The sequence below is a fragment of the Modestobacter sp. SYSU DS0657 genome, from assembly GCF_054050925.1.
This window is the reverse complement of the sequence record NZ_JBJHAG010000001.1, coordinates 133,058-150,862: the sequence shown is the minus strand read 5'-3', so window position 1 is coordinate 150,862 and position 17,805 is coordinate 133,058. Positions and strand designations below refer to the sequence as shown.

18 protein-coding genes are annotated in these 17,805 nt (G+C 74.5%); 11 read left to right on the top strand and 7 right to left on the bottom strand.

The annotated features are described in order from the left end of the window. The first annotated feature begins 159 nt into the window (after positions 1 to 159). From ACI79A_RS00800 to ACI79A_RS00790, 3 genes are all read left to right on the top strand, one after another. A complete protein-coding gene (locus tag ACI79A_RS00800; protein ID WP_457078900.1) occupies positions 160 to 1,662 on the top strand; it encodes an amidohydrolase family protein in 1,503 nt (500 codons plus the stop codon). 124 nt (positions 1,663 to 1,786) lie between these two features. Continuing rightward, a complete protein-coding gene (sodN, locus tag ACI79A_RS00795; RefSeq protein ID WP_457078898.1) occupies positions 1,787 to 2,191 on the top strand; it encodes a superoxide dismutase, Ni in 405 nt (134 codons plus the stop codon). Continuing rightward, entirely contained in the window at positions 2,188 to 2,754 is a 567-nt protein-coding gene (locus ACI79A_RS00790; protein ID WP_457078896.1) for a flavin reductase family protein, read from the top strand. Before sodN ends, ACI79A_RS00790 begins: the two co-directional genes overlap by 4 nt. Here the strand turns inward: ACI79A_RS00790 and soxR are convergent. Genes soxR through ACI79A_RS00770 form a run of 4 tightly spaced genes read right to left on the bottom strand, consistent with a single transcriptional unit; the run spans position 2,674 to position 6,216 of the window. Next, positions 2,674 to 3,240: a redox-sensitive transcriptional activator SoxR gene (gene soxR / locus ACI79A_RS00785; RefSeq protein WP_457078894.1), complete on the bottom strand. Its 567-nt coding sequence runs from the start codon at positions 3,238 to 3,240 to the stop codon at positions 2,674 to 2,676. The two genes, ACI79A_RS00790 and soxR, sit on opposite strands and share 81 nt — an antisense overlap. Continuing rightward, on the bottom strand, positions 3,237 to 4,607 hold the full coding sequence (locus tag ACI79A_RS00780; RefSeq protein WP_457078892.1) for an FAD-dependent oxidoreductase: 1,371 nt from the start codon (positions 4,605 to 4,607) through the stop codon (positions 3,237 to 3,239). Before ACI79A_RS00780 ends, soxR begins: the two co-directional genes overlap by 4 nt. Then, a complete protein-coding gene (locus tag ACI79A_RS00775; RefSeq protein ID WP_457078890.1) occupies positions 4,604 to 5,158 on the bottom strand; it encodes an NAD(P)H-dependent oxidoreductase in 555 nt (184 codons plus the stop codon). The genes ACI79A_RS00780 and ACI79A_RS00775 overlap by 4 nt, the downstream gene beginning before the upstream one ends. Then, on the bottom strand, positions 5,155 to 6,216 hold the full coding sequence (locus ACI79A_RS00770; RefSeq protein WP_457078888.1) for an LLM class flavin-dependent oxidoreductase: 1,062 nt from the start codon (positions 6,214 to 6,216) through the stop codon (positions 5,155 to 5,157). The genes ACI79A_RS00775 and ACI79A_RS00770 overlap by 4 nt, the downstream gene beginning before the upstream one ends. 90 nt (positions 6,217 to 6,306) lie before the next feature. Here ACI79A_RS00770 and ACI79A_RS00765 point away from each other — a divergent pair, with 90 nt between their 5' ends. The 5 genes from ACI79A_RS00765 (at position 6,307) to ACI79A_RS00745 (ending at position 9,379) form a co-directional block, all read left to right on the top strand. Next, on the top strand, positions 6,307 to 6,777 hold the full coding sequence (locus ACI79A_RS00765) for a MarR family winged helix-turn-helix transcriptional regulator (RefSeq protein WP_457078886.1): 471 nt from the start codon (positions 6,307 to 6,309) through the stop codon (positions 6,775 to 6,777). Between the two features lie 95 nt (positions 6,778 to 6,872). Further along, positions 6,873 to 7,202: a putative quinol monooxygenase gene (locus tag ACI79A_RS00760; RefSeq protein ID WP_457078884.1), complete on the top strand. Its 330-nt coding sequence runs from the start codon at positions 6,873 to 6,875 to the stop codon at positions 7,200 to 7,202. 71 nt (positions 7,203 to 7,273) lie between these two features. Then, positions 7,274 to 8,125: a pyridoxal kinase PdxY gene (gene pdxY / locus ACI79A_RS00755; protein WP_457078881.1), complete on the top strand. Its 852-nt coding sequence runs from the start codon at positions 7,274 to 7,276 to the stop codon at positions 8,123 to 8,125. A 16-nt stretch (positions 8,126 to 8,141) separates the two neighbouring features. Beyond that, positions 8,142 to 8,855, top strand: a complete 714-nt coding sequence (locus ACI79A_RS00750) for a TSUP family transporter (RefSeq protein ID WP_457078880.1) — start codon at positions 8,142 to 8,144, stop codon at positions 8,853 to 8,855. 44 nt (positions 8,856 to 8,899) lie between these two features. Next, the gene (locus ACI79A_RS00745; RefSeq protein WP_457078878.1) at positions 8,900 to 9,379 is read left to right on the top strand and encodes a heme-degrading domain-containing protein; all 480 of its coding nucleotides are present in this window, start codon (positions 8,900 to 8,902) and stop codon (positions 9,377 to 9,379) included. Positions 9,380 to 9,916: 537 nt separating this feature from the next. Here ACI79A_RS00745 and ACI79A_RS00740 read toward each other — a convergent pair. Then, the gene (locus tag ACI79A_RS00740; RefSeq protein WP_457078875.1) at positions 9,917 to 11,845 is read right to left on the bottom strand and encodes an MDR family MFS transporter; all 1,929 of its coding nucleotides are present in this window, start codon (positions 11,843 to 11,845) and stop codon (positions 9,917 to 9,919) included. Further along, positions 11,842 to 12,372 carry a MarR family winged helix-turn-helix transcriptional regulator gene (locus ACI79A_RS00735; protein WP_457078873.1) on the bottom strand — a complete coding sequence of 177 codons (531 nt, stop codon included), beginning with the start codon at positions 12,370 to 12,372 and terminating at the stop codon, positions 11,842 to 11,844. The genes ACI79A_RS00740 and ACI79A_RS00735 overlap by 4 nt, the downstream gene beginning before the upstream one ends. A gap of 182 nt (positions 12,373 to 12,554) precedes the next feature. On the opposite strand from ACI79A_RS00735, the gene hrpA reads away from it, so the two are divergent. Further along, entirely contained in the window at positions 12,555 to 16,571 is a 4,017-nt protein-coding gene (gene hrpA, locus ACI79A_RS00730) for an ATP-dependent RNA helicase HrpA (protein WP_457078871.1), read from the top strand. A gap of 9 nt (positions 16,572 to 16,580) precedes the next feature. On the opposite strand, the gene ACI79A_RS00725 is transcribed toward hrpA, so the two are convergent. Then, on the bottom strand, positions 16,581 to 16,943 hold the full coding sequence (locus tag ACI79A_RS00725) for a hypothetical protein (protein ID WP_457078869.1): 363 nt from the start codon (positions 16,941 to 16,943) through the stop codon (positions 16,581 to 16,583). A 160-nt stretch (positions 16,944 to 17,103) separates the two neighbouring features. Here ACI79A_RS00725 and ACI79A_RS00720 point away from each other — a divergent pair, with 160 nt between their 5' ends. Both ACI79A_RS00720 and ACI79A_RS00715 read left to right on the top strand, forming a co-directional pair. Further along, positions 17,104 to 17,508, top strand: coding sequence for an ATP-binding protein (locus ACI79A_RS00720; RefSeq protein WP_457078867.1), 405 nt, complete (start codon positions 17,104 to 17,106; stop codon positions 17,506 to 17,508). Between the two features lie 75 nt (positions 17,509 to 17,583). Continuing rightward, the gene (locus ACI79A_RS00715; RefSeq protein ID WP_457078865.1) at positions 17,584 to 17,739 is read left to right on the top strand and encodes a hypothetical protein; all 156 of its coding nucleotides are present in this window, start codon (positions 17,584 to 17,586) and stop codon (positions 17,737 to 17,739) included. Positions 17,740 to 17,805: the final 66 nt, after the last annotated feature.

The following is a 17,805-nucleotide window of genomic DNA, read 5'->3' as shown; positions in this document are numbered from 1 at the left end:
GCGCCTCCGGTGTCAACCCCGGCGATGGCGCCACGCCTGCCTCGTGCTCGTCCGACGTGCTCCCCTTGACATGTGGCGGGCGCCACGATGAAGGTGAGCCCGAATGTGGTGACCGATGGACGGACGCCCGTCCGCAAGCCTCGATCCCCTGGAGGAACCGTGTCCGATCCCGACACCGGAGTCGCGGACCAGCCGGCCGGCCGGCCCGTCGTGCTGCGTGGCGGCACCGTGCTGACCATGGACGACGCGCACACCGTGCTGCACGAGGCCGACGTGCTGGTGGTCGACGACCGCATCGCCGCCGTCGGCCCCGCCCTCGAGGTGCCCGCCGGGACCCTGGAGATCGACGCCACCGGCGGCATCGTGATGCCCGGCATGATCGACACCCACCGGCACATGTGGCAGACCGCGATGCGGGGCTACGGCGCCGACTGGACCCTCACCCAGTACTTCGTCTGGTACTACCTCGAGCACGGCAAGGCGTTCCGCCCCGAGGACGTGCACGCGGGCAACCTGGTGTCGGCGTGGGACGCGCTGGAGGCCGGCGTCACCACCACCGTCGACTGGTCGCACGGCCTGCAGACGGTCGACCACGCCGAGGCCGCCGCCGATGCGCTGCTCGCCGTCCCCGGCCGGTTCGTGCTGGCCTACGGCAACATCCAGGCCGGCCCCTGGGAGTGGACCGCCGACCCGGCCGTGCAGGGCTTCCTCACCCGGCGCCGCGACGAGGGCCGGCTCGGCCTGCAGCTGGCGTTCGACGTCACCGGTGACCCGGCGTTCCCGGAGAAGGCGGCCTTCGAGGTGGCCCGGGAGCTCGGCCTGCCGGTGACCACGCACGCCGGCGTGTGGGGCGCGACCAACGACGACGGCATCCGGCTCATGCACGAGAACGACTTCATGACCCCGGAGACGGTGTACGTGCACGCCGCGACGCTGACCACCGACTCGTACCACCGGATCGCCGCGACCGGCGGCTCGATCTCGGTCTCCACCGAGTCCGAGCAGAGCGCCGGGCAGGGCTACCCGCCCACCTGGCAGGTGCGCCGGCACGACATCCCGGTGTCGCTGTCGATGGACACCAGCGTCTGGTGGAGCGGCGACCTGTTCTCCGCGATGCGGACGACGCTGGGCGCGGACCGCTCGCGCGAGCACCTGGAGGCACACGCCAAGGGCGAGACCGTCACCCACGTGCACCTGCGCGCCGAGCAGGTCGTCGACTGGGCCACCCGCGGTGGCGCGAAGGCGCTGGGCCGCGACGACCTCGGCAGCCTCGAGGTGGGCAAGAAGGCCGATGTCGTGCTGATCAAGAACGACGCGTCCCCGGTGTCCTTCCCGCTGCTGAACCCCTACGGCCACGTGGCCTTCCAGGCGCAGCGGGGCGATGTGCACACCGTGCTCGTCGACGGCCGGGTGGTGAAGTCCGCGCACCGCCTGGTCGGCGCCGACCTGCCGGCGGTGCGCGCCACCGTCGAGTCGACCGTGGAGCACCTGCGCTCGACCCTCGGCGAGGAGGTGTGGGCCTCGGGCATGAACCCGGATCTCCCCGGCGACGAGGTGCTGGACAACCCCTACACCTACACCGAGTACAAGTCGCACTCCACGCACGGCGCGCGCGGCGGCGTCTTCGGCGAGCCCTCCGACGACGTGCACACCCGGCACTGAGCCCCGCCCCGCCGCCCGCGCCGCACCGGCCGGGCGGCGGGGTTGCGCTCATGTGCACTTGAGGGGGTTGGCTCAGGCGGACGCCGGCCGCACCGGTCGGCGCCGTCCGAGAGGAGCTCCCCCGATGCCCCGACTCCGCGCGCTGTTCTCGCGCACGACCGTCTCGGCCCACTGCGACCTGCCCTGCGGCGTCTACGACCCGGCCCAGGCCCGGATCGAGGCCGAGTCGGTGAAGGCGATCCAGGAGAAGTACCAGGCCAGCGACGACGAGGTCTTCCGGACCCGCTGCATCCTGATCAAGGAGCAGCGGGCGGACCTGGTCAAGCACCACCTGTGGGTGCTGTGGACCGACTACTTCAAGCCCCCGCACTTCGAGAAGTACCCGCAGCTGCACGAGCTGTTCAACAAGGCCACCAAGCAGGCCGGCGCCGCCGGCGGCAAGGGCAGCATGGACCCCGCCGAGGGTCAGAAGCTGCTCGACTACATCGCCGAGATCGACAGGATCTTCTGGGAGACCAAGGCGGCGTGAGGAAGGACCTCCCTGCCCCTCGGACGGCGGCGGTCCCGGCCGGCGCCCTCCGGGGGGCGTTCGGGGCGGTGCCGACCGGCGTGGTCGCCGTCGGCGGCCTGATCGGCCGCGCCCTGGACGGCCCTCGCGACGGCCCCCTCGACGGCCCCCCCGACGGACCCCTCGACGGCACTGCGCCGCTGGCGATGGTGGCCTCCACCTTCACCGGCGTCTCGCTGGACCCGCCGCTGGTGTCGCTGTGCGTCCAGCACGGCATCCGCACCTGGCCGGCGCTGCGCGCGCTGCCCCGGCTGGGGATCAGCGTGCTCGCCGAGGGGCAGGGCGAGCTGGCGCGCGCCCTCGCCTCGCGCCGTCCGGAGCGGTTCGACGCGGTGGACTGGACCGCCACCGCCGACGGCGCGCTGCGCATCGAGCCCGCGACGGCGTGGTTCGACTGCGCGGTGGAGTCCGAGCTGCCGGCCGGGGACCACCTGATCGTGCTGCTACGGGTGCTCGACCTCGACGTCGTGCCGGGGCGGGCGCCGCTGGTCTGGCACGGCAGCGCGTTCGCCGCCCTGGGCTGAGCCGGGCGCCGGTCGGTCGGGGCGAGCGGCCCGCCGGGGCGCCTGCCACCGGGCCCCGGCGCCCAGCGCCCCGGCCGCGTCCCCGGGGTTGACCAGTGAACAGGTGGCCAGCGACAGGCAGCCGCAGCCGATGCACGAGCCGAGGTCGACCCGCAGCCGCTGCAGACCGGCGACCGCCTCGTCCACCCGCGCCAGCCAGGCGCCGGTGAGCCGGGACCACTCCTCGGCGGTCGGCGCCCGGTCGGCGGGCACCTCCGCGAGCAGCTGCTGGATCTCCGCCAGCGACAGCCCGACCCGCTGGGCCGCGGCGACCACCGCGAGTCGCCGGAGCACGTGCCGGGCGAAGAACCGCTTGTTGCCCGGCCCGCGCACGGAGGCGACCAGCCCGCGGGACTCGTAGAAGCGCAGCGTCGGCAGGCTGAGCCCGCTGCGCCGGGACACCTCGCTGATGCTCAGCAGCCCGGCACCGGCACCGGGGCCGGTCACTCCGCGACCGGTCCCCGCGCCGCGCGGAGCAGCTCCGCCCGGTCGACCACCTTGACCCGCTCCCGCCCGGCCTGCTCGCCGAGCGAGCGCTCGAAGGCGTCCACCAGCTCCCAGCCGGCCCACTCGACCAGGTGCACGCCGCGCCGGCGCAGCAGCGCGGGGACGGCCTCCGGGTCCCGCTGGGCCGCGCGGGGCAGCCCGGGCAGGTCGGCGACCAGGTGCCCGACCGTCTCCGCGGCGTCGGACTTCGTGTGCCCGATCAGGCCGACCGGCCCGCGCTTCACCCAGCCGCTGGCGTAGAGCCCCGGCAGCCCCGAGCCGTCCGGCCCCAGCACCCGCCCCTCTGCGTTGGGCACGAGCCCGGCGACGGCGTCGAACGGCACACCGGGCAGCGGGGAGCTGCGGTAGCCGACCGCGCGGTAGACCGCCTGCACGTCGAGCACGGAGGTCTCCCCGGTGTCGACGACGGTGCCGCCGCCGGCCAGCGCCGTGCGGGCCAGCTCCACGCCGGTCACCCGGTCGGTGCCCAGCAGCCGCGCCGGGCGGGTGAGGAAGTGCAGGTGCAGCCGCCGCGGCGCGGTCCGGGCCGCGGGGTCCTGGGTGGCGAAGCCGGTGAGCGTCTCCACCACCTGGGCCAGCTGGTGGGATGCGGCCACGGCCGCGCGCGACGCGTCGTCGAACTGCAGGTCGGCGGGGTCGACGACGACGTCGACGCCGGGCACCTCACCGAGTTCCCGCAGCTCCAGCGGCGTGAAGCGGGCCTGCGCCGGACCGCGGCGGGCCAGCAGGTGCACGTCGGTGACGGCGCTGGCGGCCAGCTGGGCGCGGACGGTGTCGGGTACGTCGGTGTCGGCGAGCCCCGCGTCGTCGCGGACGAGCATCCGGGCGACGTCCAGCGCGACGTTGCCGGCGCCGACGACGGCGACGACCGGGGTCTCCAGCGGCCAGTCGCGTGAGGCCTCGGGGTGACCGGCGTACCAGGAGACGAACTCCGCGGCCCCGTGCGAGCCGGGGAGCTCGGCTCCCGGGACGCGCAGCTCGGCGTCGCGGTTCGCGCCGGTGGTGAGCACGACCGCGTCGTAGGCGGACTGCAGGTCCGCCAGGCTCAGGTCGGTGCCGAACTCCACGTTGCCGAGGAACCGGATGCCCCCGCGGGCGACCATCCGGTGCAGCGACCTGGTGATCATCCGGGTGATCCGGGGGTGGTCGGGGGCGACGCCGTAGCGGACCAGCCCGAAGGGCGCCGGCAGCCGCTCGAACAGGTCGACCTCCACGGCCACTTCCCGGTGCCGGCTCAGCGCGTCGGCGGCGAAGAACCCGGCCGGCCCGGCGCCGATCACCGCCACCCGGTACGGCGCGGCGCTCACGCGGTCCCCGCCCGGGCGCGCAGCAGGTCGGCGACGTCGGCCAGGCCGACCTCCACCCGGCTGTACACCTCCGGGTCGAGCACCAGCGCGCCGTCGAAGGACCCCGCGCCGGCGTAGAACGCCACCGGCACGGTGAGCGCCTGGAAGAAGGCGAACAGCGGCCGCAGCTGGTGCTCCAGCACCAGGGCGTGCCGGTCGCTGCCGCCGGTGGCCACCAGCAGCACGGGCTTGTTGGCCAGGGCGTACTGGTCGACCAGGTCGAACAAGTGCTTGAACATGCCCGGGTAGCTGGCGCGGTAGACCGGCACCGCGGGGATCAGCAGGTCGGCGGTCTCCACCAGCCGCAGCGCCGCCTCGACGTCGGCGGGGACGTCGTCGCGCGTGACCGCGCCGGTGAAGCCGGTACCCAGCCCGTACACGTCGACCCGGTGCGCCTCGATCGGCATGAGGTCGGCGAGGGTGTCGGTGACCACCCCGGCCAGGCCCATCGTCTTCGACCCCTCGGTGCGCGGACTGCCGTTGACGACGACGACCTGCAGCGCCCGGCTCACGCCCCGGCCCCCGCTGGCACCCGGACCTCCCGGCGGAGCACCGGGGCGACCTCGGTGCCGAACAGCTCGATCGCGGCCAGGTGCTCGCGCTGCGGCACGCCACCGAAGCCCAGCTGGACGTTGGCGCGGGTGACGCCGTACAGCTCGGCGAAGGTGGCGATCTTGTCGATGACCTCCTGCGGGCTGCCCACGACGAGGCCGCCGCCGGGGGTGGCCTGCGCGTCGAACGCGCGCCGCGGCAGGTCGAAGCCGCGGCCGCGCTGGTGGTTGTTCTCCCGCATGCCCACGGAGAAGTACGGGAACATCGTGTCCCGCGCCGCCTGGCTGGTCCGGCCGACGTAGCCGTGGGTGTTGATGCTGATCGGCAGGGCCGCCGGGTCGTGCCCGGCCTGGGCCGCCGCCTGCCGGTAGTACCCGACGGTCGGCACGTGGGAGTTCACCGGGCCGAGCAGGATGGCCAGCGCCATCGGCAGCCCGAGCATGCCGGCGCGCACCGCCGAGGACGGCGTGCCCCCGACGCCCACCCAGATCGGCAGCTCCTCCTGCAGCGGGCGCGGGGCGACGTCGGCGGCCACCAGCGGGGCCCGGTGCCGGCCGGACCAGGTGACCGGGTTGGTGCCCCGGATGGCCAGCAGCAGGTCGAGCTTCTCGGCGAAGAGCTCCGCGTAGTCCTCCAGCGAGTAGCCGAACAGCGGGAAGGACTCGGTGTAGGAGCCGCGCCCGGCGATGAGCTCGGCCCGCCCGCCGGAGATCAGGTCGAGGGTGGCGAAGTCCTGGAACACCCGGACCGGGTCGTCGGAGCTGAGCACGGTCACCGCGCTGGTCAGCCGGATCCGCTCGGTGCGCGCGGCGGCGGCGGACAGCAGCGGCACCGGCGAGGAGGCGACGAAGTCCGAGCGGTGGTGCTCCCCCACGCCGAAGACGTCCAGCCCGACCTGGTCGGCGAGGACCGCCTGCTCGATCGTCTCGCGGACGCGGGTCTGCGGCGACGGCGTCGTGCCGGTGGACAGGTCCGGGGTCACCTCGCCGAAGGTGATGATGCCCAACTCGAAGGCCACGGGGCTCCCTCTCTCTCGTGCGGGTGGTCTGCGCACCACCGTACGCCGATTTGCTGACGTGTCAGCGACTTGCCGGTTACCCTCGTCGACATGGACGACGTCGCCTGGCTGGACGAGCGGGAGGAGCGGGTGTGGCGCGCCTTCCTGGCGCTGGGCCGCGCGGTGGACGTCGCCGTCGACCGGCAGCTCACCGCCGAGGGGCTCTCCACCGCGGAGTACGCGGTGCTGGCCTCGCTGTCGGAGGCGCCCCAGGACGCGGTGCGGGCCCGGGAGCTCGCCCGCGAGATCGGCTGGGAGTCCAGCCGGCTGGCCCACCAGCTGCGCCGGATGGAGAACCGCGGCCTGCTCACCCGCGGCCAGTGCCCCGACGACGCGCGGGGGACGATGGTGCACCTGACCGCCGAGGGGCGGGCGGCGCTCACCCGGGCCGCGCCGGGGCACGTGCGCACCGTCCGCGCGCACTTCGTCGACCTGCTCACCGCCGAGGAGCAGACGGTGCTGGCCGCGGTCCTGGAGCGCCTCGCCGCCGCCCGGGACAACGGCGGGACCGGACCGGGCTGAACGGGGCCGGTCCACTTTCCGCGCGGAAAGCGCACCGAACCACCTCGCTTTCCGCACGGAAAGCGTGGCGGGGGCTCGCTGGCTAGCCTGGGCCGGTGATCCTGATCGTCGTGAAGTTCCCCGTCCGCCCCGAGTTCGCCGACCGCTGGCCCGAGCTGGTCGCCGAGTTCACCACCGCGGTGCGCGCCGAGCCCGGCAACGTCATGTTCGAGTGGTCGCGCAGCGTCGAGGAGCCGAACAGCTACCTGCTGGTGGAGGGCTTTGCCGACGCCGACGCCGGCGCCGCGCACACCTCGTCCGCGCACTTCCAGAAGGCGATCGGCGAGATGCCCGACTGGGTCGCCGCGACCCCGTCGATCATGTACGTCGACTCCGCCGACCTCTCCGGCTGGGGCCCGATGGCAGAGGTGCAGCCCCGCGGCTGACCGCCGTCCGCGCACCGGCCGGGAGACGCCTCCCGGCCGGTGTGCGACCGTTCCCGCATGGTGACCCGAGCATGGTGAACGTGCTGTCCATCCAGTCGCACGTGGCCTACGGCCACGCCGGCAACGCCTCTGCGGTCTTCCCGCTGCAGCGGCTGGGCATCGAGGTCTGGCCGGTGCACACCGTCCAGTTCTCCAACCACACCGGCTACGGGTCCTGGACCGGCCGGGTCTTCGACGGCCAGGCCGTCGAAGAGGTCGTGCAGGGGATCGCCGACCGCGGTGTGCTCGGCAACTGCGACGCGGTGCTGTCGGGGTACATGGGCTCGGCCGACATCGGCCACGCGGTCGTCGGGGCAGTCGCCGAGGTCCGCGCCGCGAACCCCGACGCCGTCTGGTGCTGCGACCCGGTGATCGGCGATGTGGGGCGCGGCGTCTTCGTGCGGCCGGGCATCCCGGAGTTCATGCGCGAGGTCGCCGTCCCGGCCGCTGACCTGGTCACCCCGAACCACTTCGAGCTCGACCTGCTGGCCGGCACCCGCACCACCTCGCTGACGTCGGTGAAGGACGCCGTCGCCGCGGTGCAGGCGTTGGGCCCCCGCGTCGTGCTCACCACCTCGCTGATCGCCGAGGACACCCCCGACGACGCCGTCGACCTGCTGGCCTCGGAGGGCGGACGGCACTTCCGGGTGCGCACCCCCCGCCTCGGGGTCTCGGTCAACGGCGCCGGCGATGCGATCGCCGCGCTCTTCCTCGCCCACTGGCTGGAGACCCGCTCGGCCGCCGAGTCGCTGGGCCGCGCGGCCGCATCGGTGTTCGGGCTGCTGCGCCGCACCGCGGAGGCGGGGTCCCGGGAGATCCTGCTGGTGGCCGCCCAGGACGAGTACGTCTCCCCCACCCGGACCTTCGACGTGACCGAGGTCTGAGCCGGGTGGTGCGGGGGTGACCGCCTGGCTGCTCTGCGGTCTGGTGGTCGTCGTGGCCACCATGGCCCAGGCCACCGCGGGCGTCGGCTTCGGCGTCGTGGCGGGGCCGCTGGTGCTGCTGGTCCGGCCCGACCTGGTGCCCGGGCCGATCCTGCTGATCGGGCTGTTCGTCACCGTGGCCGTCGCCTGGTCCGAACGCGCGGCGTGGGAGCCGCGGGTGCTGGGCGGGGCGGCGCTGGCCAGCGTCCCCGGCGCGCTCGGCGGGGTGCTGCTGCTCCGTGCGCTGGACGACGACGTCCTCGCGCTGACGGTCGGCGCTCTCGTCCTGGTCGCCTGTCTCGTCACGGCGGTCGGCCTGCAGCTGCCGTCGGGGCCGGCGGCACTGCGGTGGGCGGGGCTGACGGCCGGCGTGTTCTCGACCGTGGCCGCGGCGCCCGGGCCGCCGATGGTGGTGACCTACCGGCCACCCAGCGCGGCGAGCCAGCGGGCGAACCTCGCGCTGTTCTTCGTGGTCACCTCGGTCGTGTCGCTCGCACTGCTGTCCGTCGGCGGCGAGCTCACCGGACCGGCCGCCCTGAGCGGCGTCGCCCTGCTGCCGTGCGTGCTGCTGGGTCAGCTGCTCGCCCGACCGGTCCGGCGGCGGGTGGACCTCGCCGTGGTCCGCCGGCTGGCGCTGGGCCTGTGCGCCGCCTCGGGCGTGCTGCTGCTGGCGACGACCCTGGCCGGCTGACGACCGGTCCGGCCGGCGCCGGGGGCATCGGGTAGGAACGGCGCATGGCCGACGACTTCCCCTCCTGCACCCAGCTGCTCGCCGAGGAGCAGGAGCTCCAGTTCACCCGGTTCGACAACGACGACGCCTGGGCGCTGGGTTCGGCCCTGGTCACCCGGGCCCGCGCCGAGGGTCTGCCGGTGGCCGTCGACATCAGCCGGAACGGCCACCAGCTCTTCCACGCCTCCCTGCCGGGGACGGCGCCGGACAACGACACCTGGATCCGCCGCAAGGCCGCCGTCGTCGACCGGTTCGGGCACAGCTCCCTCTACGTCGGGCAGCGGGCCCGCGAGGAGGGGACGACGTTCGAGGAGCAGTTCGGCCTGGACCCCGACCGCTACCGGGCCCACGGCGGGGCGTTCCCGGTGCTGGTGCGTGACGTCGGCCCGGTCGGCGTCGTCGTGGTCTCCGGGTTGCCGCAGGTCGCCGACCACGAACTGGTGGTCGCCGTCCTGCGGGAGCACCTCGCGGCCCAGCCCGGCTGACCTGCGGGGCCGGGGCGCGGCGCGCCCCGACCCGCGGCGATCAGTGCTTGCCGTGGGTGAGCTTCTCCATGCCCGAGGTGGAGTCCGCTGCCGCCTTCTTGGCGGCCCGCTTCTCCTTGATGCTGCTGGAGGACTTCTTCGAGGCGTTCTTGTCGACCATGACCACTCCCTCATCGGGAACCGGTCGGCTCCAGGACTGCGACGCTACGCCCGATCCGGCTCCCCGGAGGGCACGCCGGCCGGAGTGCGCGGCCGGAGTGCGCGATCGGAGTGCGCGGCCGGAGTGGGGGGGGGGGGGGGGGGGGGGGGGGGGGGGGGGCGGGGGGGGCGGGGGGGGGGGGGGGGGCGGGGGGGGGGCCCCGGGGCCGGCCGGCCGCGGGGGCGGGCGGGGCGCGGCCCCCCCCCCCCCCCCCCCCGCCCCCCCCCCCCCCCCCCCCCCCCCCCCCCCCCCCCCCCCCCCCCCCCCCCCCCCCCCCCCCCCCCCCCCCCCCACCACATGCCCATGATCAACACCGGCTGGGCGCCGTCGGTGGGACGTCAGTCCCGCGGTCGACCCACCCCGTCGGGGAGGTGGTCGGCGGGCAGGCCGGCCAGCCCGGTCGGCTGGTCCGGCGCGGCCTCGTGCCGGCCACCCTCGGGACGGTCCTCGTCCGCCTCGGCGGCCTCGGGCCGGCCACCCTCCGTCGAGTCGCCCTCGGCCAGCCGTCGGTCGGTGCGGTCGGCGTCCTCCACCGGCGGCTCCACCGACGTCGGCGCCGCGGCCCCGGCGGCGTGGGCGCTCGCCAGCGCCGGGTCGTGCGCGGCGGGGTCGGTGGCCTCGCCGGCACCGGCCTGCTGCGCCTGGATGCCGGACTGGGTGCGCAGCGGCAGCTGGGGCAGGAAGACCAGCACGAAGAAGCCCAGGGCCACCACGCCCGCCGCGATCAGGAAGACCAGGTCGATCGAGTCGGAGAAGCCGGTCTTGAACGGCAGCGCCACGGCGCTGGGCAGCTCCTGGATGAACGAGGTGTCCGACAGGTCGCTGGCGTTGCCGGCGGCCGCCTGCAGCTGCGGTGCCAGCTCGGGGTCGGCGGCCGCGGCGTCGGAGACCGCGCTGCCGATGTCGGTGGGCAGCCGGGTGAACAGCACCGAGAGGAAGACCGCCGTCCCCAGCGTGCCGCCCATCTGCCGGAAGAACGTCACCGACGAGGTGGCGACCCCGATCTCCCGCGGGCTGACCGCGTTCTGCACCGCCAGGATGACCGGCTGGAAGTTGAAGCCCAGGCCCAGCCCCATCAGCGTCATGAACGGGAACATCACCAGCACCGAGGTGTCCGCGCCGACGATGAACGACAGCGACACCAGGGCGGCGACGATGAACACCACGCCGATGAGCGGGAACGGCTTGTACTTCTCGGTGCGGGCGATGGTCTGGCCGGCGATGACCGAGCCGAGCATGATGCCCAGCACCAGCGGGATCATCTCCAGTCCTGCCTCGGTCGGGCTGGAGCCGTGCACGATCTGCAGGTACTGGGGCAGCAGCAGGATGCCGCCGAACATGCCGGCGCCCAGCACGATGCTGCTGAGGCTGCTCACGGCGAAGGTGCGGTTGGCGAACATCCGCAGCGGCAGCAGGGCGTCGTCCCGGTAGGCCCGCTCGGCGAGGACGAACAGCGCGAACCCGACGACGGCCAGGGCGTAGCAGGTCAGCGCTCCGGTGCTGCCCCAGCCCCAGGTGCGGCCCTGCTCGGCGACGATCAGCAGCGGGACGAGGAAGAGCACCAGCGCGAGGGCGCCCGGCCAGTCGATCCGGTGCTCGCGGCGGGTGTGCGGCAGGTGCAGCACCCGGAACACGACGACCAGGGCCAGGATGCCCAGGGGCACGTTCACGTAGAAGATCCAGCGCCAGCCGGTGATGCCCAGGATCGAGGACTGGCCGGCGAGGAACCCGCCGATGACCGGGCCCAGCACGCTGGAGGTGCCGAAGACGGCCATGAACCAGCCCTGGTACTTCGAGCGCTCCCGCGGCGGCACGATGTCGGCGATGATCGCCAGGGCGAGCGACATCAGCCCACCGGCGCCGATCCCCTGGACGGCCCGGTACACGGCCAGCTGGTACATCGTGTCGGCGAGCCCGCACAGCGCCGACCCGACGACGAAGACGGCGATGGCGAACAGGTAGAACGGCCGGCGGCCGTACATGTCGCTCAGCTTGCCGTACAGCGGGGTGGCGATCGTGGAGGTGATCAGGAAGGCGGTGGTCGCCCATGCCTGCAGGTCGTAGCCGTTCAGGTCGTCGGCGATCGTGCGGATCGCCGTGGAGACCACCGTCTGGTCCAGCGCGGCGAGGAACATGCCGAGCAGCAGGCCGCCCAGGATCGTCATGATCTGGCGGTGGGTGAACACCCCGGCGGCGTCGGGGGCCGCTGCGGCGGCGCGGGCACCGCGACGGTTCGCCACGGGCGCGCGGTCGCTGGTCTGGGTCATCGGTCCTTCTCGGGGGAGTCCACGGGGCCGCCGACGGCGGAGCCCAGGGTGGGGAGGTGGTCGGTGAGGTCCTGCACGAACCGGCGCAGCTGGGCGGTGAAGCCGGCCAGCTCACCCGGTGCCCAGTCGGCGGTCACCGCGGCGAGCAGCGCCTCGCGCTCCTGGCGGAGCTGATCGAGGACCGCCTCGCCTGCCGGGGTGACGACCAGCCGGCTGACCCGGCCGTCCTGCTCGTCGGCGACCCGCCGCACCAGCCCGCGGTCGACGAGCAGGGTGACGTGCCGGCTCACGGTGGACGGGTCGGCGTGCACCAGCTCGGCGAGGGCGCCCTGACGCAGTGGGCCGAGCCGGGTGAGGGGGAACAGCAGCACGTGGGCGGCGCGCTCGCGGGCGTCGGGCGCCGCACCGGCCGTGCCGGTGGCCTTGAGCGCGTGCATGACGCGCATCAGCCGGGCCAGCTCGTCGGAGAGCGACGTCGGCGAGTCGTCGGCCGCAGCGGTGCCCGGGGCGGACGCGAGGTCGGTCACGGCGTCTCCGGTCGTCGATGGTGCGGACGGCGCCGCACTGCGCCGGGAACGGTTGCACTCTACAAACCGTTGCGCCACGCATGCAACAAGTTGTGCCGGGCATGCAGTGTGATGCGGGCAACGCCCGGGGCGGGGATGGGACGCTGGAGGCCGTCCGCACCGGAGAGGAACCCCGAACGACCGTGAGCACCCCGCACGACGAGCTGCGCTCGCGGCTGTCCGCGTTGACCCTCGCCGACGAGCACCGGCTCCGCCGGCGCCTCGACGGCACCCGGCGCACCAAGGACCCGGCCGCCCGCGCCCGCCAGCGCGAGCGGATCGCCGAGGACGTCGCCGCCGCGGAGGCCCGCATCGCCGCGCGGCGGGCCGCCGTCCCGGTCGTCGCGTACCCCGACGAGCTGCCGGTCAGCCAGCGACGCGACGACATCGCCGCGGCCGTCCGCGACCACCAGGTCGTCGTCGTCGCCGGCGAGACCGGCTCGGGCAAGACCACCCAGCTGCCGAAGATCCTGCTCGAGCTCGGCCGCGGGGTGCGTGGCCGGATCGGGCACACCCAGCCGCGGCGCATCGCGGCCCGGACGGTGGCCGAGCGGATCGCCGAGGAGATCGGCAGCCCGCTGGGCGACGTCGTCGGCTGGAAGGTGCGGTTCACCGACGAGGTCGGCGACCGGACGCTGGTCAAGCTGATGACCGACGGCGTGCTGCTGGCCGAGGTGCAGCGCGACCGGATGCTCCGCCAGTACGACACGATCATCATCGACGAGGCGCACGAGCGGAGCCTCAACATCGACTTCCTGCTGGGCTACCTGGCCCGGCTGCTGCCCCGCCGGCCGGACCTGAAGCTGGTGATCACCTCCGCGACGATCGACGTCGACCGGATCGCCAAGCACTTCACCGGCCTCCCGGTCGCCCCTGACCGCCGAAACGGCCATGTCGGCGGTCAGGGAGGCGAGGGGGACGGCGCGGAGGTGCCGGTCGTCGAGGTCAGTGGGCGCACCTACCCGGTCGAGGTCCGCTACCGGCCGGTGGTCGACCCCGACGACCCGGACGCCGACCCCGATCGCGACCAGGTGAGCGCGATCGTCGACGCCTGCAGCGAGCTGATCGCCGAGGGGCCGGGCGACGTGCTGGTCTTCCTCGCCGGTGAGCGGGAGATCCGGGACACCGCCGAGGCGCTGGGTGGCGTGACGGAGCGGTCCGGCGCCCCGATCGAGGTGCTCCCGCTCTACTCCCGGCTGTCGGCCGCCGACCAGCACAAGGTCTTCCAGGCGCACACCGGCCGGCGGATCGTGCTGGCCACCAACGTCGCCGAGACGTCGCTGACCGTGCCGGGCATCAGGTACGTCGTCGACCCCGGGACCGCCCGGATCTCCCGGTACAGCCATCGCACCAAGGTCCAGCGGTTGCCGATCGAGCCGATCAGCCAGGCCTCGGCCCGGCAGCGGTCGGGCCGGTGCGGGCGGACCAGCGAGGGCATCGCGATCCGGCTGTACAGCGAGGACGACTACGACGGTCGCCCGGAGTACACCGATCCGGAGATCCTGCGCACCAACCTCGCCTCGGTGCTGCTGCAGATGGCATCGCTGGACCTGGGCGACGTCGCCGACTTCCCGTTCGTCGACCCGCCGGACCGCCGGGCGGTCGCCGACGGCCTGGCGCTGCTGGAGGAGCTCGCCGCCCTCGACGGGGAGGGGAAGCTGACCGAGACCGGCCGGGCGCTGGCCGCGCTGCCGCTGGACCCGCGGATCGCCCGGATGGTCGTGGAGGCCGACCGGCGCGGGGTGCTGGAGGAGGTGCTGGTCATCGCCGCCGGGCTCACCGTGCAGGACGTGCGGGAGCGCCCGGCCGAGCACCAGCAGGCCGCCGACGAGCTGCACCGCCGGTTCGCCGACGAGAACTCCGACTTCCTCGCGCTGCTCAACCTCTGGCGGTACCTGGGGGAGAAGCAGGACGAGCTCTCCGGCAACCAGTTCCGGCGCACCGTGAAGCGCGAGTTCCTCCACTACCTCCGCATCCGCGAGTGGCAGGACCTGCACGGCCAGCTGCGCAGCACCGCCCGCCGGCTGGGCATGACCACCGGTGCCCTCGCGCCCGAGCCCGACGAGCGCGGGGTGACCGCCTCCCTGCTGGCCGGGCTGCTCTCCCAGGTGGGCGTGCAGGCCGAGCCTGCCAAGAACCGCGACGGCAAGCCCGGCCGTCCGGGCCGGGAGTACCTGGGCACCCGCAACACCCGGTTCGTGATCGCCCCGGGTACGCCGCTGGCGAAGAAGCCGCCGCGCTGGGTGGTCGCCGCGGAGCTGGTGGAGACCAGCCGACTGTTCGCCCGCACCGTGGCCCGGATCGACCCGGAGGTCGTCGAGCGGCTCGCCGAGCACCTGGTCAAGCGGACCTACAGCGAGCCCCGCTGGGACGCCAAGCGCGGTTCGGTCGTGGCCACCGAGCGGGTCACCCTCTACGGGCTGCCGCTGGTCGTGGGCCGGCGCGTGCAGTACGGCTCGATCGACCCGGTCGTCTCCCGGGAGCTGTTCATCCGGCACGCCCTGGTGCAGGGGGAGTGGACGACGCACCACCGGTTCTGGGCGGAGAACCAGGCGGCGATCGAGCGGGTCGCCGAGCTGGAGGAGCGGGCCCGCCGCCGGGACATCCGGGTCGACGACGAGACGGTCCTCGAGCTGTACGACGAGCGGATCCCCGCCGACGTCGTCTCCACCCGGCACTTCGACCGGTGGTGGAAGCAGGCCCGCCGGGAGACCCCGGACCTGCTCACCTTCACCCCGGAGATGCTGACCAACGCCGCGGTCGCCGGGCAGGTGCAGGTCGAGGACTACCCGGACCAGGTGCAGCTGACGCAGGGGCTCACCCTGCCGCTGTCCTACGCGTTCGACCCGGGCGCGCCCGAGGACGGCGTCACCGTCGACGTGCCGCTGGGCGTGCTGGACGCCGTCGCGGACCGCACGGCGGGCGAGTCGCTGGCGTTCACGGTCCCAGGGCTGCGGGAGGAGCTGGTCACCGAGCTGCTGCGCTCGCTGCCCAAGCAGCTGCGCCGGGGTCTGGTGCCGATCCCCGACCGGGCGCGTCAGGTGCTGCCGCTCATCGACCCGACGGAGCCCCTGCTGCCGGCGCTGGAGCGGGAGCTGCGCCGGGCGACCTCGGTGGTCATCCCACCCGATGCCTGGAACCCCGCGGAGGTGCCGGCGCACCTGCGGGCGACCTTCCGGGTGCTCGACGACCAGCACCGGCCGCTCGCCACCGGCAAGGACCTGGCCGCGCTGCGGGCGCAGGTCGCCCCGCAGGCCCGGGCGAGCCTGGCCCGGGCGGCGTCGACCTACGAGCGCACCGGGCAGACGAGCTGGACGTTCGACACCCTGCCGCGCTCGGTGGAGGTGCAGCGGGGTGGGCACGTGGTCACCGCGTACCCGGCGCTGGTCGACGAGGGCGAGACGGTGGGGGTCCGGGTGGTCGCCACCGAGGCGGAGGCGACCCGGCTGAGCTGGCGCGGGGCCCGGCGGCTGCTGCTCCTGACCGTCGGTCCGCCGGTGAAGCAGGTGGTCAAGGGGCTCGGCCCGCGCAGCCGGCTGGCGCTGCAGTTCAACCCGGACGGGGAGATCCCGGATCTGGTCGCCGACTGCGCCGACGCCGCCGCCGACGAGCTGGTCGCCGCGGCCGGCGGTCCGCCGCGGGACGAGGCTGCCTGGGCCGCGCTGGTCGAGGCGGCTCGCGCCCAGTTGCTGCCGCTGACCAGCGACGCCGTCCGGCGGGTCGAGGCGGTGCTCACCCAGGCGCGCGAGGTGGCCGTCGCCATCGGTGCGGCACCGGGCCGGCGGGTGCCCGAGGCGGCCATCGCGGACCTGCGCCGGCAGATGGGCGGACTGCTGCACAAGGGCTTCGTGGCGGCGGCCGGTCGACGGCGGCTGCCGGACCTGGTGCGCTACCTGACCGCGATGGCCTACCGGCTGGAGCGGCTGCCGGCCAACGCGGCTCGGGACGCCCTGCTGATGGAGACCGTCGCCGCGGTCACCGCCGAGTACGAGCAGCTGCGCCGGCAGGTGCCGGCCAGCGGCGCGCCGGACGACCCGGTCGCGCGCGTGCGGTGGATGGTCGAGGAGCTGCGGGTGGGGCTGTTCGCCCAGGCGGTGGGCACCCCGCGGCCGGTCTCGGAGCAGCGGGTCTACAAGGCGATCGACCAGCTGCTGCCCTGAGCCGGGCGGTCAGGTCCGGTCCTGGCCGGCCTCCCTGAGCAGGGTGGAGATCCGCTGCCGGGTGACGCCGAACAGCGCGGCGATGCGGTTGATGCTCACGCCCTCGGCGTGGAGCGCCGTTGCCTGCTCCCGCCGCCAGGCGTGCCCGGCGGCGGACAGCGTGCCGAGCACCGCGCTGATGCTCTCGACCACGAGCGGACGGCGCTCCCCGGTCACGACCTCGAGCCAGGGCCGGCCGTTGCGGCGGGCCTCGAGCAGCTTCTCCGCCCGGTCACGGGCGTGCTCCAGCTGGGCCACGCAGGCGTCCAGCTCGGTGACCAGCTGGGCCAGCGCCCGGGCGGCCGGGTCGTCGGGTGTTCCGGCGCCGGTCATGGCGGCTCCTCGTCGGGAAGGCGGTGGGAACCGGTTCAGTAGCACACTATCTAACGACACACCTATTGCATGCAATGGGGGTTGCATCAAAGCACCGCCGGTGCGATTGTCGTCCACAATCCAGTCGCGCCGCGCTGGTCCGGACCGGAACGAGGCCGCGATGTCCACCTTCACCGCAAGCGTCGACCTGCCTCCGATCCCGGGCAGCGTCCCGCTGGCCCGACGGCTGGTCCGGGACGTGCTGCGCGCCTGGGACGTCCCGCAGGACCGGGAGGACGCCGAGCTGCTGGCGACCGAAGTGGTGGCCAACGTCGTCGACCACGCAGGTGCCGACTCCTTCACCCTGGAGCTGACGCTGGCCGGCGCCTGGTTGCGCATCGCGGTCGTGGACGGCTCGGCCGTCCGCCCGGTCGTCCGGGCGCTGGACCACCAGGCCGAGCGGGGCCGGGGCATGCGGCTGGTGGATGCGATCGCCGACCGCTGGGGGGCCGAGGACCACCGGGACGGCAAGCGGGTCTGGTTCGAGCTCGCGCCGGTCGCCGTGGGTGAGCCGCCCGCCGGCTGACCGCTCGGCGTTTGCACCCCGGGGGCAGCGGGGAGGGCCGCTGGGACAGCAGCCCAGTGGACGACGGGAGTCGAGATGACCGAGCCCAGCAACGTGCACCCGGCCGGCGAGGAGCTGACCGACGAGGAGATGGTGGAGGCCGTCGAGGGCTCCACCGACAGCGCTTCGGAGAACGCCGACCGCGCCGGCCGGGACTGGGACGGCGACCCCTCGCAGGCGCCCCGGCAGTGACTGTGCCAGCTGCGGGGCTCCCGGGCCCCGCAGCCGGTCGCACTCGCGTCTGAGGCCCGCCGGCCA